16 protein-coding genes are annotated in these 15,514 nt (G+C 62.7%); 8 read left to right on the forward strand and 8 right to left on the reverse strand.

The genetic code is table 11. The features are described 5' to 3' along the window. Positions 1-92: 92 nt before the first annotated feature. The 7 genes from PMI38_RS13410 to PMI38_RS13440 all read right to left on the reverse strand — a co-directional run bounded on the left by PMI38_RS13410 (position 93) and on the right by PMI38_RS13440 (position 6,436). A complete protein-coding gene (locus PMI38_RS13410; RefSeq protein ID WP_008094796.1) occupies positions 93-296 on the reverse strand; it encodes a formate dehydrogenase subunit delta in 204 nt (67 codons plus the stop codon). After that, entirely contained in the window at positions 293-3,163 is a 2,871-nt protein-coding gene (fdhF, locus tag PMI38_RS13415; protein ID WP_008094798.1) for a formate dehydrogenase subunit alpha, read from the reverse strand. Before fdhF ends, PMI38_RS13410 begins: the two co-directional genes overlap by 4 nt. Beyond that, positions 3,160-4,719: a formate dehydrogenase beta subunit gene (locus PMI38_RS13420; RefSeq protein WP_008094799.1), complete on the reverse strand. Its 1,560-nt coding sequence runs from the start codon at positions 4,717-4,719 to the stop codon at positions 3,160-3,162. Before PMI38_RS13420 ends, fdhF begins: the two co-directional genes overlap by 4 nt. Continuing rightward, complete coding sequence (locus PMI38_RS13425) at positions 4,713-5,195, reverse strand: formate dehydrogenase subunit gamma (protein ID WP_008094800.1); 483 nt, start codon at positions 5,193-5,195, stop codon at positions 4,713-4,715. The genes PMI38_RS13420 and PMI38_RS13425 overlap by 7 nt, the downstream gene beginning before the upstream one ends. Positions 5,196-5,525: 330 nt before the next feature. Next, positions 5,526-5,735, reverse strand: a complete 210-nt coding sequence (locus tag PMI38_RS13430; protein WP_008094801.1) for a hypothetical protein — start codon at positions 5,733-5,735, stop codon at positions 5,526-5,528. A 128-nt stretch (positions 5,736-5,863) separates the two neighbouring features. Then, complete coding sequence (locus PMI38_RS13435) at positions 5,864-6,151, reverse strand: DUF3077 domain-containing protein (RefSeq protein ID WP_008094802.1); 288 nt, start codon at positions 6,149-6,151, stop codon at positions 5,864-5,866. Positions 6,152-6,178: 27 nt separating this feature from the next. Further along, positions 6,179-6,436, reverse strand: a complete 258-nt coding sequence (locus tag PMI38_RS13440; protein WP_008094804.1) for a hypothetical protein — start codon at positions 6,434-6,436, stop codon at positions 6,179-6,181. A gap of 475 nt (positions 6,437-6,911) precedes the next feature. Between PMI38_RS13440 and PMI38_RS13445 the strand changes: the two genes are divergently transcribed. Further along, positions 6,912-8,660 carry a phosphoethanolamine transferase CptA gene (locus PMI38_RS13445; protein WP_050548598.1) on the forward strand — a complete coding sequence of 583 codons (1,749 nt, stop codon included), beginning with the start codon at positions 6,912-6,914 and terminating at the stop codon, positions 8,658-8,660. 4 nt (positions 8,661-8,664) lie between these two features. Here the strand turns inward: PMI38_RS13445 and PMI38_RS13450 are convergent, their stop codons facing one another. Further along, on the reverse strand, positions 8,665-9,285 hold the full coding sequence (locus PMI38_RS13450) for a LysE family translocator (RefSeq protein ID WP_008094808.1): 621 nt from the start codon (positions 9,283-9,285) through the stop codon (positions 8,665-8,667). A gap of 132 nt (positions 9,286-9,417) precedes the next feature. On the opposite strand from PMI38_RS13450, the gene PMI38_RS13455 reads away from it, so the two are divergent. The 7 genes from PMI38_RS13455 to dusA all read left to right on the forward strand — a co-directional run bounded on the left by PMI38_RS13455 (position 9,418) and on the right by dusA (position 15,363). After that, complete coding sequence (locus PMI38_RS13455) at positions 9,418-9,765, forward strand: metalloregulator ArsR/SmtB family transcription factor (protein ID WP_008094810.1); 348 nt, start codon at positions 9,418-9,420, stop codon at positions 9,763-9,765. Positions 9,766-9,784: 19 nt separating this feature from the next. Beyond that, the gene (locus tag PMI38_RS13460; RefSeq protein WP_008094812.1) at positions 9,785-11,068 is read left to right on the forward strand and encodes an arsenic transporter; all 1,284 of its coding nucleotides are present in this window, start codon (positions 9,785-9,787) and stop codon (positions 11,066-11,068) included. 27 nt (positions 11,069-11,095) lie between these two features. Next, complete coding sequence (locus PMI38_RS13465) at positions 11,096-11,566, forward strand: arsenate reductase ArsC (RefSeq protein ID WP_008094814.1); 471 nt, start codon at positions 11,096-11,098, stop codon at positions 11,564-11,566. Between the two features lie 14 nt (positions 11,567-11,580). Beyond that, a complete protein-coding gene (gene arsH / locus PMI38_RS13470) occupies positions 11,581-12,282 on the forward strand; it encodes an arsenical resistance protein ArsH (RefSeq protein ID WP_008094815.1) in 702 nt (233 codons plus the stop codon). 274 nt (positions 12,283-12,556) lie between these two features. Further along, entirely contained in the window at positions 12,557-13,054 is a 498-nt protein-coding gene (locus tag PMI38_RS13475) for a GNAT family N-acetyltransferase (protein ID WP_043273614.1), read from the forward strand. Between the two features lie 22 nt (positions 13,055-13,076). Further along, complete coding sequence (locus tag PMI38_RS13480) at positions 13,077-13,895, forward strand: aminoglycoside phosphotransferase family protein (RefSeq protein ID WP_008094816.1); 819 nt, start codon at positions 13,077-13,079, stop codon at positions 13,893-13,895. Between the two features lie 457 nt (positions 13,896-14,352). Further along, positions 14,353-15,363 carry a tRNA dihydrouridine(20/20a) synthase DusA gene (gene dusA, locus PMI38_RS13485; RefSeq protein ID WP_043273612.1) on the forward strand — a complete coding sequence of 337 codons (1,011 nt, stop codon included), beginning with the start codon at positions 14,353-14,355 and terminating at the stop codon, positions 15,361-15,363. Positions 15,364-15,514: the final 151 nt, after the last annotated feature.

The following is a 15,514-nucleotide window of genomic DNA, read 5'->3' on the forward strand; positions in this document are numbered from 1 at the left end:
GCCGGCTCCCACAGGGATCCCCACAGTGTTCGAGGCCTGTGGTGAACCTGTGGGAGCCGGCTTGCCGGCGATAGGGCCAGTGCAGGCAACCGCTAACCCAAGGCCTCCACTACCTTGGGGTCCAGCCCCTGCCCCGCATTGGCCGCTACCCACTCCCCCAGCTGCTGGCGCATCGCCGGGGTCCAGAAGCTCTGCAAATGCTGCCTGACACCCTTCACCGCCAGCTCATGATCCGGCTCGCTATCAAAGTAATGGGCAATCTGGTTGGCCATCTTGACCAGGTTGTCGCTGCTCATCGGCGCACCTCGGCTTTTTCCGCACCACGGCGCTCCTGGAGCAGGCGCCGCTGTTCGTCACTGAAGTCCTGGTAACGCTTCTGCCACTGGGACGGCTGGAACACCTTCACCACTTCCACTGCCGTGACCTTGTATTCAGGGCAATTGGTGGCCCAGTCAGAGTTGTCGGTGGTAATCACGTTGGCACCGGATTCCGGGAAGTGGAACGTGGTGTACACCACCCCCGGCGCCACCCGGCCACTGACCTTGGCACGCAGCACCGTCTGCCCCGCGCGGCTGCCGATGCCGACCCAGTCGCCGTCGCGGATACCCCGGCTTTCGGCGTCGGTCGGGTGGATTTCCAACCGGTCGGCATCGTGCCAGGCAACGTTGCCGGTGCGTCGGGTCTGGGCGCCGACGTTGTACTGGCTGAGGATGCGCCCGGTGGTCAGCAGCAGCGGGTAGCGGCTGTTGACCTTCTCGTCGGTGGGCACGTAGCCGGTGAGCATGAAGCGCCCCTTGCCGCGCACGAACTGGTCGATATGCATGGTCGGGGTGCCGTCGGGCGCCGCGTCGTTGCACGGCCACTGCAAGCTGCCATGGCGGTCGATCTCGGCGTAGCTGACCCGGTGGAAGGTCGGCGTCAGGCGGGCGATCTCGTCCATGATCTCGGACGGATGGCGGTAGTGCATCGGGTAGCCCAGGGCATCGGCCAGAGCCACGGTGGCTTCCCAGTCGGCCTTGCCGGCCAGCGGCTCCATGACCTTGCGCACCCGCGAAATGCGGCGCTCGGCGTTGGTGAAGGTGCCGTCCTTTTCCAGGAACGAGCTGCCCGGCAGGAACACGTGGGCGAACTTGGCCGTCTCGTTGAGGAAGATGTCCTGCACCACCACGCACTCCATGGCGCGCAAGGCGGCGGTGACGTGCTGGGTGTTGGGGTCGCTCTGGGCGATGTCCTCGCCCTGGCAGTACAGGGCTTTGAAGCTGCCGTCCAGCGCCGCCTCGAACATGTTGGGGATACGCAGGCCAGGGTCAGGCTGCAGGGTCACGCCCCAGGCCTGCTCGAACTCGGCGCGCACGCCTTCGTTGGAAATGTGCCGATAACCGGGCAACTCGTGGGGGAACGAGCCCATGTCGCACGAGCCCTGCACGTTGTTCTGCCCGCGCAGCGGGTTCACCCCTACCCCTTCGCGGCCGATGTTGCCGGTGGCCATGGCCAGGTTGGCGATGCCCATCACTGCCGTGCTGCCCTGGCTGTGCTCGGTCACGCCCAGGCCGTAGTAGATCGCCGCGTTGCCACCGGTGGCGTACAGCCGGGCGGCCGCGCGAATGTCCTCGGCAGGCACGCCGCACACCGGCCCCAGCACTTCCGGGGCGTTGTCCGGCAGGCTGACGAAATCGCGCCAGCGGGCGAAGTCCTCGGTCTCGCACCGGGCATCGATGAAGCGCTGGGCCTGCAGGCCCTCGGTGACGATCACATGGGCCAGGGCATTGAGCATGGCCACGTTGGTGCCCGGGCGCAGCTGCAGGTGCAGCTCGGCGCGGGCGTGGGGCGAGTCGACCAGGTCGATGCGCCGCGGGTCGATGACGATCAGCCGCGCGCCCTGGCGCAAGCGGCGCTTGAGCTGCGAGCCGAACACCGGGTGGGCGTCGGTGGGGTTGGCGCCGATGACCAGCACCACATCGGCCTGCATCACCGAATCGAAGCTCTGGGTGCCGGCCGACTCGCCCAGGGTCTGCTTGAGGCCGTAGCCGGTGGGTGAATGGCAGACCCGCGCGCAGGTGTCGACGTTGTTGTTGCCGAACGCCGTGCGCACCAGTTTCTGCACCAGATAGGCTTCTTCGTTGGTGCAGCGGCTGGAGGTGATACCACCGATGGAGTCGCGCCCGTACTTGAGCTGGATGCGACGGAATTCGCTGGCCGCGTAGGTGACGGCCTCGTCCCAGCTGACTTCCTGCCAGGGGTCATCCAGGCTTTTGCGGATCATCGGTTTGGTGATGCGGTCCGGGTGGGTGGCGTAGCCCCAGGCGAAGCGGCCCTTGACGCAGGCGTGGCCATGGTTGGCGCCGCCGTTCTTGTCCGGGACCATGCGCACCAGCTGATCGCCCTTCATCTCGGCGCGGAACGAGCAGCCGACGCCGCAGTAGGCGCAGGTGGTGATGACCGAACGCTCGGGCTGGCCCAGCTGGACCAGGCTCTTTTCAGTGAGGGTCGCCGTCGGGCAGGCCTGCACGCAGGCGCCGCACGAGACGCATTCGGAGGCCAGGAAATTCTCGCCGCCCGCGGCCGCTACCCGCGACTCGAAGCCGCGCCCGGTGATGGTCAGGGCAAACGTGCCCTGGATGTCTTCGCAGGCACGCACACAACGGCTGCAGACGATGCACTTGCTGGGCTCGTAGTCGAAGTACGGGTTGGACACGTCCTTTGCCTCGGCCAGGTGGTTGGCACCGTCGTAGCCGTAGCGCACCTCGCGCAGGCCGACCTGACCGGCGACGGTCTGCAGTTCGCAGTTGCCGTTGGCCGAGCAGGTCAGGCAGTCCAGCGGGTGGTCGGAGATGTACAGCTCCATGACGTTGCGCCGCAGGTCGGCCAGGCGCGGGGTTTGCGTGCGCACCACCATGCCCTCGGTGACCGGCGTGGTGCAGGAAGCCGGGTAGCCGCGCATGCCGTCGATCTCGACCAGGCACATGCGGCATGAGCCGAAGGCCTCCAGGCTGTCGGTAGCGCAGAGTTTGGGAATGCTGGTGCCAAGCATCGCTGCAGCACGCATCACCGAAGTGCCGGCAGGCACGCTGATGCTGCGTCCGTCGATGTTCAGGCTGACCTGCACGTCGCTTTCGCGGGCAGGGGTGCCCAGGTCGGTCTCAGGGTCGAAGTAATTGATCACTGCGCGGCCTCCGGGGTGGTCAGGCCGAAATCGGCGGGGAAGTACTTGAGGGCGCTGGCCACGGGATAGGCGGTCATGCCGCCCATGGCGCACAGCGAGCCGTACTGCATCGTGTCGCACAGGTCGCGCAGGATCAGGGCCTGATCGTGGCGTTCACTGAAGTCGCTGGTGGCGATCAGCCGGTCGACCACCTCCATGCCCCGAGTCGAACCAAGGCGGCACGGGGTGCATTTGCCGCAGGACTCCTCGGCGCAGAACTGCAGGGCGAAGCGCGCCATGCTGGCCATGTTCAGGGTGTCGTCGGCCACCACCACACCGCCATGGCCGAGCATCGCGCCCATGGCGGCGAAGGCCTCGTAGTCCAGCGGGGTGTCGAAATGGCTGGGGGGCACCCAGGCGCCGAGCGGGCCGCCGACCTGGGCGGCCTTGAGCGGGCGACCGCTGGCGGTACCGCCGCCGTAACCCTCCACCAGTTCGCGCAAGGTCAGGCCGAAGGCACGCTCCACCAGGCCGCCGTGGCGGATGTTGCCGGCCAGCTGGAACGGCATGGTGCCCAGCGAGCGGCCCATGCCGAAGTCGCGGTAGAATGCCGCGCCCTTGGCCAGGATGGTCGGCACCGAGGCCAGGGTGAGCACGTTGTGCACCAGCGTCGGCAGGCCGAACAGGCCCTGCAGGGCGGGAAGCGGCGGTTTGGCACGGACGATGCCGCGCTTGCCTTCGATCGACTCCAGCAGCGCGGTTTCCTCGCCGCAGATATAAGCACCAGCGCCCACCCGCACTTCCAGGTCGAAGGCCCGGCCACTGCCGGCCACGTCGGCGCCGAGGTAGCCGGCGCTGCGGGCGATGACGAACGCCTGGTCGAGCACGCGGATGGCATCGGGGTACTCCGAGCGCACGTAGATGTAGCCCTTGTCGGCCCCTACGGCGAGGCCGGCGATGATCATGCCTTCGATCAGCAGGAACGGGTCGCCTTCCATGAGCATGCGGTCGGCGAAGGTGCCGGAGTCGCCTTCGTCGGCGTTGCACACCACGTACTTCTGCCCTGCCCCGGCGTCACGCACGGTGCGCCATTTGATGCCGGCCGGAAACGCCGCGCCACCGCGGCCGCGCAGGCCGGAGTCGAGCACGGCGGCCACCACTTCGGCGCCGCCCAACGCGACGGCCTGCTCCAGGCCGGTGAAGCCACCGTGGGCGCGGTAGTCCTCCAGCGACAATGGGCGGGTGATGCCGGCGCGGGCGAACAACAGGCGTTGTTGGGTTTTCAGGTAAGGGATCTGTTCGATCGGGCCCAGCGCCAGGGAATGGCCACCGGGTTCACCGACCAGGGCGTCGAGCAGCGACGGTACCTCTTCCGGGGTCACCGGGCCAAAGCCCTGGCGCCCTTGCGGGGTCTCGCACTCCAGCAGCGGCTCCAGCCAGTACAGGCCGCGCGAGCTGGTGCGCTGGATATCGATGGGCAGCTGGCGGCGCTCGGCCTCGCGCTGCAAGGCAGCGGCGACCTGGTCGGCACCTACGGCACGCGCGACCGAGTCGCAGGGAATCAACAGCTTCAGCATGCTGCGTCCTCCAGGCAACCGTTCACCAGCGCGCGCAGGCGTTCGGGCGTGAGCCGCGCATGCACCTGGCCATCCAGCTCCAGGGCCGGCGAGCAGGCGCAGGCACCCAGGCAGTACACCGGGCGCAGGCTGATCGCACCGTCGGCGCTGGTGCCATGGTCGTCCAGCGCCAGCTGTTCGCGCAGTTGCGCGGCCAGGGCTTCGCTGCCCCGGCTCTGGCACGACTCGGCGCGGCACAGGCGCAGGGTGTGGCGGGCGGGCGGTGTGGTGCGGAAATCGTGATAGAAGCTGATCACCCCGCGCACTTCGGCGAGGCTGAGGTTGAGGGCATGGGCAATGTCCGGCACGGCATCATCGGGAATGAAACCGATGGCGTTCTGGATGGCGTGGAGGATCGGCAACAAAGCGCCGGGAGCGTCCTTCTGGCGACTCAGGATGCTGTGGATCACAGGCAGGTGAAGCAGTTCATCAGGCATACAGCGGACCTCGGCATCACGGACCCTGCCTGAATGATTGTGGGTGGCAGGTATCCGGCGTGTTCTGCTGCGGCATACCGGCCACGTCACGGTTGCGTGGCTGTCGGTCGCCTCCTTGCCGATGGCCGTGCGTCTGCGCGCACTGGGCTCATGGGCATCCCACAAGCATGGCACTTGTGGCGCCGCAGGGTTGCATGCGAGCGACCAGGCGCATTCTGAAACCGACCTTAGGGTTGGAGCAGCTACTGTGCAGATTCGCCCCAGCCTTACAACTGACTGAATGCATGGCAGCATCCAGATAAACGGCAGGGAAGCGCGCCTCGATGGATTTCAGTTGCGCGCCTCGCGGATGGCGGATGTGGACTGCGAAGGAATGGCCATTACGACATCGCACTGGTTGCAGACGCCCACCAAAATATCCTTGGCAGCACCCTGGCCATCACTAAACGGTACGTCCCGGCGAGCATAGTGCATGCTCACCACGGCCTGGCAGTGCTCGCACAGCGCCTTGCCAGTATCCCCTTCCAACAGGATTTTCATGATCGGATTACTCATTGATGAACTAGGTGGGCAAACTATGGGTTTTTTGACCGAGCGACGTCGTACAGCAATGTAACCGCCGCTTTCGCGACTTTTCCCAATGTGTCGAACGTCGCTCGCACGGTGCTTCACTTGGCCTTGAGCATCCCCATGTGCGCATCATCCATCAGTGCCTTGGCCATCTCGCACAGATAGTGCGAGGCCCAGACCAGTACGGGTTCGTCGTCCATCACACCGATGAAGGAGGCGCGCCGTGAGCAGTCCATCAGCACCGAGGCCTGCTCCATTGCATGGTCGCAGCAGTTGCCGGGCTCGACCCGGAACAGGCGCTTGCCCTCGACCACGCCGTCTACACAACTGGCGGAGCCTACGGTGAAGCCGAGACGGCCGGTTTCTTCAGGGAGTTCCTTGTCCATTTTCAACCCTCATTTTTCATCTGTGCGTCAATGCAAGGTGTGCACCTGCCGGGGACCCTTCAGCTGCACCTGCGCAATCGCCGATTCCAGCAACGTGCGTACGGCTTCCATCTCATGCATCACCGCGAGGGTCATGAGGGTGGCGGGCGACTTGGGGAGCGTGGTGATCGCGTGCTGGGCCAATGTCAGGCCACAGAGCACATATTCGGTAGCCTCGATCAACGTGTCTTCGAGGTAGTGGGAGGCATCGGGGGAATAAGGTGGATCGGGGACTATCTTGAGCATGGCGGCCTCGTGGTAATTAATCAGTCAGGACCGTCGCCAGATCACTTGCAGATGAAAGGGTGGCGGCTACGTGCGGGCCTGCAAGACCGGGACTTGGAGGCCTATTGCCCGGCTGGTCCGAAAACCACCCGCACGCAGCCACCATTGCTCAAAGCAATCGATAACTGAGGCCAAACCAAGTTCGGGCTTGCAGACCCGGTCGTTGAATTTGCAACGACCCAGCGAGACTAGGGGGCTCAGTTTTCCACCGCAATGCCCCAAAGCTTGATTCAGAAAAGGACTACAAAACAGAGGGAAAATCTGATTCTTAATGTGTAGGAACCCTCAAAATCCACCCTCTTCGCAAAGAATTGTTAAGACTGTTCACTTGCCACGTTGACGTAATTTTCACACTTGCCCCTTTAGCGTCACTGCCTCTCGGCAGCCGCCCGATCCTGACGGCCGCCATATGGATTACTGGTTTTACGAGGCAAACGTGTCAAACACCGCATCCCCATCCTCGCCAGCGCGCGTGGACTGGGCCGGCCTGGGCTGGCTCCTGCTGTTCTTCTGGTACTTTTCCGGCGTCACCCAGGCGCTTCTGCTGTTCAGTGGTACCACCGGTTTTGCAGGGTTTCGCAACTCCCTCTTCCTCAGCACCCTCTGGCTAGTGCCGGTGCTGTTGGCGCCCCGCTTCACCCGCGCCACTGCAGCCGTCATCGGCCTGGTGCTGTGGGCTGCCTCGCTGGTGGGCCTGAGCTACTTCGGTATCTATCGCCAGGAGTTCTCGCAAAGCGTGATCTTCGTGATGTTCGAATCGAACACCGCCGAAGCAGGTGAGTACTTCAGCCAGTACTTCAATATCTGGCTGATGCTGGGGTTGCTGCTGTACACCGTGGGCGCCGTGCTGCTGTGGAAACGCGTGCGCCCGGTCACCCTGCCCCTGCGCAGCCGCCTGCCGGTGGTCGTGCTGTTGCTGGCCGCCACCCTGGTGTTCCCGTTCTACAAGCAGATGGTCAAGCAGGAACGCAACTTCGCCGATGCCTTGGACAAGGTCCAGCAACGCATGGAGCCGGCGGTGCCCTGGCAGCTGCTGGTCGGCTACAAGCAGTACCGCCAGCAGCTGGACAACATGCAGGCCTTGCTGGCCCAGAACGCCGCCCTGCCGCCCCTGCAGCAGTTGCAGGACAGCAGCGGTGACGCGCCCCGCACCCTGGTGCTCGTCCTCGGCGAGTCGACCACCCGCGAGCATATGCACCTGTACGGCTACAACCGCGACACCACACCCAACCTCGACGCCCTGGCCGCCAGCGACAAGAGCCTGACCGTGTTCCGCAACGTGGTTTCGCCGCGCCCCTACACCATCGAGGTCATGCAGCAGATCCTCACCTTCGGCGACCAGCAGAACCCCGACCGCTTCCTCACCGACCCGTCGCTGATCAACCTGATGAAGCAGGCTGGCTACAAGACCTTCTGGATCACCAACCAGCAGACCATGACCAAGCGCAACACCATGCTCACCAACTTCTCGCAGCAGACGGACGAGCCGGTGTACCTGAACAACCAGCGCAGCCAGAACGCCCGTCAGTATGACGACGTGGTGCTCGCGCCCTTCGAAAAGGCCCTGCAGGACCCGGCGAAGAACAAGTTCATCATCATCCATCTGCTTGGCACGCACATGGACTACCGCTATCGCTATCCGAATGACTACGCGCACTTCACCGACCGTCAGGGTGTGCCGGCCGCGCTGAGCGACAGCCAGGCAGAGACCTACAACTTCTATGACAATGCCGTGCGCTACAACGACTACGTGGTGTCGAGCCTGATCAAGCGCTATGCGGCCAGCACGCCCAATGGCTTCCTGATGTTCCTGTCGGACCATGGCGAGGATGTCTACAGCTCCGGCAACCATGACCGCCTGGGCCGTAACGAAGGTGCGCCGACCCGGCCGATGTACACCATCCCGTTCATGGTGTGGACCTCCCCGAGCTGGCAGGCGGCTCACCCGCGTGATCTGCAGGCCATGGTCAACCGGCCCTACAGCAGTTCGCACCTGATTCACACGCTGTCGGACCTGGCCGGGTTGAGCTATGATCGCTACGAGCCGGCGAAAAGCCTGGTGAGCTCGCAGTTCGTGGTTGCGCCGCGGTGGATCGGTAATCCGTATGGCAAGTTGGTCGAATTCGACAAGTTGCCGATGGACAAGAACGAGCGGGTGCAGGAAACCGCCGCTATCAAGAACTGAGCCGTTATCGCCTGCTCAGTGCCAGCCGTGCGGCAAACAGGACAAACACCAGGCCTGTCGCACGGTCCATCCACTGGATGACCTTTTCCCGGCGCAACACACCCGCAAGCGACTGCGTTGCGCCGATCAGGACCATCGACCAGAGCAACCCCAGGGCCACGTGGATACCGACCAGGCCGAACGTCCAGGCCACCAGCGGCTGGCCTTGCGGGATGAACTGGGGCAGGAAAGAGACGTAGAAAATACCGACTTTCGGGTTCAGCAAGTTACCCAGCATCCCTTTCAGGAACCAGTTGGCTTCCGGTCGCCCCTGCGCTGCAACGGCGCCCAGTGATTGCCGGGGCCGTACCAGCATGTTCATCCCCAGCCATGCCAGATAGGCAGCGCCGCAGTACTTGAGGATGTCGTAGGCCAGCTGCGACACCGCTATCAACGCACCCAGGCCGAAGGCAACCGCAGCGCCCCAGAGCAGGCAACCGGCATTGATGCCCAGTGCGGCGCGCAGCCCCTGCTTGCGGCCCTCGACGGTCGAGGTGCGCAAGATCAGCGCGGTATCGAGGCCTGGCGTCAGGGTCAACAACGTGGCCGCGAGGGTAAAGGCAATCAGATTGTCGGCAATGGACATGGGCGTTCGAGCCTGGGCGTGAAGTGCCATCAGGTTAGCATGGGCACCCTGCCCCACCGCGCGTCACAAACGCCTTGCTCTTTACATATGGAAATCCGTATATTCGATTATCCATATGTAAAAGGCCCTGCCATGATTACCCCTCCCGAGGTCTTCAAATGCTTGTCCGACGAGACCCGTGCCCGTGCCACGCTGCTCATCGTCCGCTTGGGCGAGCTGTGCGTCTGTGAGCTGATGTGCGCCCTGGACGACAGCCAGCCGAAGATCAGCCGCCATCTGGCGCAACTGCGTAGCAGCGGCCTGCTGCTCGATCGCCGTCAGGGGCAGTGGGTCTACTACCGCCTCAACCCGGAACTGCCCGCCTGGGTGCACGAGATGCTCCAGGTGACCTTGCAGGCCAATGCCCAATGGCTGCAAGAAAACGCCTCACGCTTGCAGAACATGGACGACCGCCCGGTACGCGCCGCCGCCTGTTGCTGACCCATCGAACGAGTTTCCCATGCTGATTGCTGTCGCTGTCTTCGTCTTCACACTGATTCTGGTCATCTGGCAACCCAAGGGCCTTGGCGTCGGCTGGAGCGCCGCGTTGGGCGCAATCATCGCGCTGGCCGTGGGCACAGTGTCCCTGCAAGACATCCCAACCGTCTGGGCCATTGTCTGGAATGCCACGGCGACCTTCATCGCGGTCATCATCATCAGCCTGTTGCTGGATGAGGCCGGTTTCTTCGAATGGGCCGCGCTGCACGTGGCCCGTTGGGCAAAAGGCAGTGGCTACCGACTGTTCGCCTTCTGCGTGCTGCTGGGCGCCGCCGTCTCGGCGCTGTTCGCCAACGATGGTGCGGCGCTGATTCTTACGCCCATCGTCATGTCGATGCTGGTCGCGTTGCGATTTTCACCGGCTGCGACGCTGGCGTTCGTCATGGCAGCAGGCTTCATCGCCGACACGGCGAGCTTGCCACTGGTGGTTTCCAACCTGGTAAACATCGTCTCGGCCGACTACTTCGGGCTGGGGTTCGCTGAGTACGCCTCGGTGATGGTCCCGGTAAACCTGGCCAGCGTGGCAGCGACCTTGCTGGTGCTGTTCCTGTTTTTCCGTCGCGACCTGCCAAGGCGCTACGCCGTTGAAGCGCTGCAGGAACCCAATGCCGTCATCCGTGACCGCGCCACTTTTGTCGTGGGGTGGTGGACCCTGCTGTTGCTGCTGGTCGGCCTGTTTGCGCTGGAGCCGCTGGGCATCCCGATCAGCGCAGTGGCTGGCGTATGTGCCGCCATCCTCTTTGCGGTCGCAGCCCGCGGCCACAAGATCTCTACCCGCCGCGTCCTGCGCGAAGCCCCCTGGCAAGTCGTGATCTTTTCCCTCGGCATGTACCTGGTGGTGTACGGCCTGAAGAACGCCGGGCTCACGGATTTCCTCACGCAGTTGCTCGACCGACTGGCCGAGCACGGCTTGTGGAGCGCCGCCCTGGGCACCGGCCTGCTTTCGGCACTGCTGTCGTCGGTGATGAACAACATGCCCAGCGTGCTGATCGGCGCCTTGTCGATCCAGGCGAGCGGCGCAGACGGCCTGGTACGTGAGGCGATGATCTACGCCAATGTCATCGGCTGCGACCTGGGCCCCAAGATCACCCCCATCGGCAGCCTTGCCACCCTGCTCTGGCTGCACGTACTGGAACGCAAAGGCGTGCGTATCACGTGGGGGTACTACTTCAAGGTCGGCATTTTCCTGACCCTGCCCGTTCTGCTGATCACACTTTCGGCCCTGGCACTGCGCCTGAGCCTCTGAAATCCGCCCTGAAGCGAGGAGCCTTCCATGCGAGTCCTGTTCATGTGCACGGCCAACAGCTGCCGCAGCATCCTTTCCGAAGCCATGTTCAACCACATGGCAGCACCTGGGTTCGAGGCGATCAGCGCCGGCAGCTTCCCCAAGGGCCAAGTGCTGCCGCGCAGCCTCACTACCCTGCGACAGGCCGGCATCGCCACCGAAGGCCTCAGCAGCAAGGGTAACGATGCCTTCGAGGGCAACCCGCCCGATATCGTCATCACCGTCTGTGACAAGGCCGCTGGCGAAACCTGCCCGGTGTACTTCGGCCCCGCGCTGAAAGCCCACTGGGGGCTGGAGGATCCGTCCGATGTGACGGGTGATGAAGCCTCGATCGACGCCGCCTTCAGCGCCACCCTCGCCCATATCGAAAAACGCTTCCAAGCCTTCTTTGCACTGCCTTTCGACGCACTCGACCGTGACCAACTCAAGCGCGAGCTGGACCGGATCGGCGCGCTCTGAGCAGGAGGAAAACCATGTCAGAACAACTGCCCAACCTCGACCTTTCGCTTTTCGACACGCCGCCCGCCGCGACGCGCAACAGCGACCACAAGCCCCGTATCCTGCTGCTCTACGGATCGACCCGCGAACGCTCCTTCAGCCGCTTGCTGGTGGAAGAAGCCGCGCGCCTGCTGGAACACTTCGGTGCCGAGGCGCGCATCTTCGACCCTTCCGGCCTGCCCTTGCCTGACGATGTGCCTGTCGAACATCCCAAGGTGCAGGAGCTGCGTGATTTGGTGCAGTGGTCCGAAGGCCAGGTCTGGTGTTCGCCGGAGCGCCATGGCGCGCTGTCGGCCGTGTTCAAGGCACAGATCGACTGGATACCGCTGGCACTCGGCGCAGTACGGCCCACTCAAGGCAAGACGCTGGCGGTGATGCAGGTGTGCGGTGGGTCGCAGTCGTTCAACGTGGTCAACCAGCTGCGTGTGCTGGGGCGATGGATGCGTATGTTCACCATTCCTAACCAGTCATCGGTGCCCAAGGCCTATATGGAGTTCGACGATGCTGGACGGATGAAGCCTTCGGCGTACTACGACCGGGTGGTTGATGTGATGGAGGAGTTGGTGAAGTTCACCCTGTTGCTGCGCGATCGCCAGGATTACCTGGTGGATCGGTATTCGGAGCGTAAGGAGAGTGCTGAGCAGTTATCTGCGCGGGTTAATCAGCGGGCGATCTGATCGGGGTTCTTGCTTCCCCGATTGTTTGCGGGTGAACACTGGGCGCAGTGGGTGAACTAGCGCCCTGTGCGATCAATCCGAATGGGGACGGTGCAAATGCTTGCGCCGACCCACAGGGAGAAAGCCACCACTACCCCATCCTTGAACGACCGCGCGGTAGCGAACGACCAAAACCAGGCATCCAGTTGTGCCTATGGAAGTTTAGGTCGTTCATTCCCGATCTTTATCAGGTATGACAGACTCTTCTTTTTTGCGAACGCCTTGTGAGAAAACCATGGAGATTCGACGCTTCAGAATCGGGGATGAGACTGCCCTGTTCGACGTCTTTTACTCTGCCATTCATGAAATCGCGTCACGCGATTACGCTCACGATCAAGTCGAGGCCTGGGCTCCTGCTGATCTTGATCAAACGCTATGGGCGGAGCACCTTCGAAACCTCCGCCCGTTCGTGGCTGAGGTAGACGGGAAAATTGTGGGCTATGCCGACATTCAACCGAACGGTTACATCGACCATTTCTTTGTGTCGGGTACTCATCCTCGGCAAGGAATAGGCACTTTACTCATGAACCGTATCCATGAAGAAGCCAGGCTACTTGGCATCGATGAACTTACTTCAGACGTCAGCAAGACGGCTGAAACGTTCTTTGAACTGCACGGTTTTCATGTCGTGCGGCGAGGATTTCCGATCCGCCGGGGCGTAACGCTTCAGAATGCATTGATGCAGAAAAACCTAAAATGCAGGACATTTTCTGCACCTACCGAGTGCAAATGAAAATGTTATGGAGAGCGCGATATTGAATGAATCCATATTCAATCAATACCTGAAACGATGGGCGCTGACGATCGACGGTGACGCATTCGTCTCTCTGAATGGCAATCTACTCCCCGTTCGCCAGGGCAATGTACTCGCCATGCTTAAAGTCTCAAAGGTGCAGGAGGAGCAAGCGGGCAACCAGCTCATGGCTTGGTGGGAGGGCGATGGTGCGGCGCCCGTACTAGCCCACGAGGGTGAAGCTTTACTGATGAAGCGCGCGCAAGGCTCGGCCACGCTCATCCAGATGGTCAATAGTGGCCGGGATGACGAAGCCACTCGCATCCTCTGTGCAGTAGTAGCCCGTCTTCATACACCACGCCCCAACCCCATTCCTAAGTTGGTTCCACTCGCCCAGTGGTTCGAATCGCTATGGGGTGCGGCAGCTACTCATGGCGGAATTCTCGAACACTGTGCGAGGGCTGCACGCGAGCTTTTGGCTGCTCCATGCGATGTCACAGTACTTCACGGCGATATCCATCACGGTAATGTGCTTGATTTCGGCCAGGCTGGATGGCTTGCCATTGATCCCAAGGGGCTATACGGCGAGCGTGGCTTTGATTATGCCAATATTCTCTGCAATCCCGACGACGCAAGCGCGCTGGCACCGGAATACTTCGCACGTCGGATAGCACTCATCGCAGATGCTTCCGGGATTGATCGCCGAAGGTTGTTGCAATGGGTGCTCGCATGGACAGGGTTGTCGGCAACCTGGATGCTGGAAGACGATGCCGAGCCAAGCAGCAGGCTTGAGTTGGCGAAACTGGCAGCTTTGGCACTAACCTCAAATGCACGTTTATAGAGCTCCCTACGCTTCTCCATGGCATTGGTACTGCGACTGATTGTGATCGTGAGCAGGTTACCGTTCGCGCTCTGGCCTTTGACGCGATGGGTGACTAGCAACGGGCCGTTGGCAACCTTGGCATCGCAGTCGTACCACGCGAGTTGAAGCCGGATCCACTGCACTGGTCGACGCTGGGAAACCTTGCGATCGCACTGTGTAAACCAACTCAGTCTCTCGTCGCTTCGCCCAGGCTTGAGCCACCTGCTTTCAGGCGAACATCTGGTCTTCTTGGTAGACTAAGGCACCTTTTTCTTGAGGCGGATATGGACGGTATTGATGACCGTACCAACGGCCTCTTCCTTTGCTCTGACCATTGCCATGATTTTCGGTGACACAGGCGTGAATGGCGGTAATGACTGTCACACCAAAAACGCCTCAAAACCCCGGTAAATGGTACAAACATGCGTAGACCAGAATGTCCCTAGATACAGCCTGTAAACCACAAACCACGCGCCCTGAGCCATCCCGCCGCTTCAGCGTTGCCCCCATGATGGACTGGACCGACAGGCACTGCAGGTTCTTCCTGCGCCTGCTCTCCAAGCACACCCTGCTCTACACCGAAATGGTCACCACCGGCGCCCTGCTGCACAACGACGCCCACCGTTTCCTGCGCCACGACGTGTCCGAGCACCCGCTGGCCCTGCAACTGGGCGGCAGCGTGCCGGCCGACCTGGCCGCCTGCGCGCGCCTGGCCGAAGAGGCGGGCTACGACGAGGTCAACCTCAACGTCGGCTGCCCGAGCGACCGGGTGCAGAACAACATGATCGGCGCCTGCCTGATGGCGCACCCGGCGCTGGTGGCCGATTGCGTGAAGGCCATGCGTGATGCGGTGTCGACGCCGGTGACGGTCAAGCACCGCATCGGCATCAATGGCCGCGACAGCTATGCCGAGCTGTGCGACTTCGTCGGCCAGGTGCGTGAGGCGGGCTGCCGCAGCTTTACCGTGCATGCGCGGATCGCGATTCTCGAGGGGCTGTCGCCCAAGGAGAACCGTGAGGTTCCGCCGCTGCGCTATGACGTGGCGGCGCAGTTGAAGGCCGACTTCCCGGACCTGGAGATCGTGCTGAACGGCGGGATCAAGACCTTGGCGGAGTGCCAGGCGCATCTTGAGACGTTCGATGGGGTGATGCTGGGGCGCGAGGCGTACCACAACCCTTACCTGCTGGCTGAGGTGGATCAGCAGCTGTTTGCCAGCGATGCGGCGGTGGTCAGCCGCAGTGAGGCGATGGCGCAGTTGCGGCCGTATATCGTGGCGCATATGGAAAGTGGTGGGGCGATGCATCACGTTACTCGGCATATTCTTGGGCTTGGGCAAGGGTTCCCGGGGGCGCGGCGGTTCCGGCAGCTGCTGTCGGCGGATATTCACAAGGCGGCGGAGCCTTTGGTGGTGTTTGATCAGGCGGCTGAGCTGCTGCAGGGGCGGTAATGGGTTTGGCGGTATTGCAGCGCTAGACCGCTTGGTGCTTGTCACAACCTCTTCAGCGCCTGTGAGATCGAGCGCCGCCCGCGCGGCGCATCGCGAGCAAGCTCGCTCCTACATTTGTTGCAACGTGCCTATGTCTGATAGGCCATGGTTG

Source organism: Pseudomonas sp. GM84, assembly GCF_000282535.1.
Classification (GTDB): Bacteria; Pseudomonadota; Gammaproteobacteria; order Pseudomonadales; family Pseudomonadaceae; genus Aquipseudomonas.

What these genes read in the sequence shown, in the direction of transcription:
- PMI38_RS13410 (WP_008094796.1), bottom strand. Translation starts at nt 296, where the DNA reads ATGAGCAGCGACAACCTGGTCAAGATGGCCAACCAGATTGCCCATTAC.
- PMI38_RS13420 (WP_008094799.1), bottom strand. Translation starts at nt 4,719, where the DNA reads ATGCTGAAGCTGTTGATTCCCTGCGACTCGGTCGCGCGTGCCGTAGGT.
- PMI38_RS13425 (WP_008094800.1), bottom strand. Translation starts at nt 5,195, where the DNA reads ATGCCTGATGAACTGCTTCACCTGCCTGTGATCCACAGCATCCTGAGT.
- PMI38_RS13430 (WP_008094801.1), bottom strand. Translation starts at nt 5,735, where the DNA reads ATGAAAATCCTGTTGGAAGGGGATACTGGCAAGGCGCTGTGCGAGCAC.
- PMI38_RS13435 (WP_008094802.1), bottom strand. Translation starts at nt 6,151, where the DNA reads ATGGACAAGGAACTCCCTGAAGAAACCGGCCGTCTCGGCTTCACCGTA.
- PMI38_RS13440 (WP_008094804.1), bottom strand. Translation starts at nt 6,436, where the DNA reads ATGCTCAAGATAGTCCCCGATCCACCTTATTCCCCCGATGCCTCCCAC.
- PMI38_RS13450 (WP_008094808.1), bottom strand. Translation starts at nt 9,285, where the DNA reads ATGTCCATTGCCGACAATCTGATTGCCTTTACCCTCGCGGCCACGTTG.
- PMI38_RS13455 (WP_008094810.1), top strand. Translation starts at nt 9,418, where the DNA reads ATGATTACCCCTCCCGAGGTCTTCAAATGCTTGTCCGACGAGACCCGT.
- PMI38_RS13460 (WP_008094812.1), top strand. Translation starts at nt 9,785, where the DNA reads ATGCTGATTGCTGTCGCTGTCTTCGTCTTCACACTGATTCTGGTCATC.
- PMI38_RS13465 (WP_008094814.1), top strand. Translation starts at nt 11,096, where the DNA reads ATGCGAGTCCTGTTCATGTGCACGGCCAACAGCTGCCGCAGCATCCTT.
- arsH (WP_008094815.1), top strand. Translation starts at nt 11,581, where the DNA reads ATGTCAGAACAACTGCCCAACCTCGACCTTTCGCTTTTCGACACGCCG.
- PMI38_RS13475 (WP_043273614.1), top strand. Translation starts at nt 12,557, where the DNA reads ATGGAGATTCGACGCTTCAGAATCGGGGATGAGACTGCCCTGTTCGAC.
- dusA (WP_043273612.1), top strand. Translation starts at nt 14,353, where the DNA reads ATGTCCCTAGATACAGCCTGTAAACCACAAACCACGCGCCCTGAGCCA.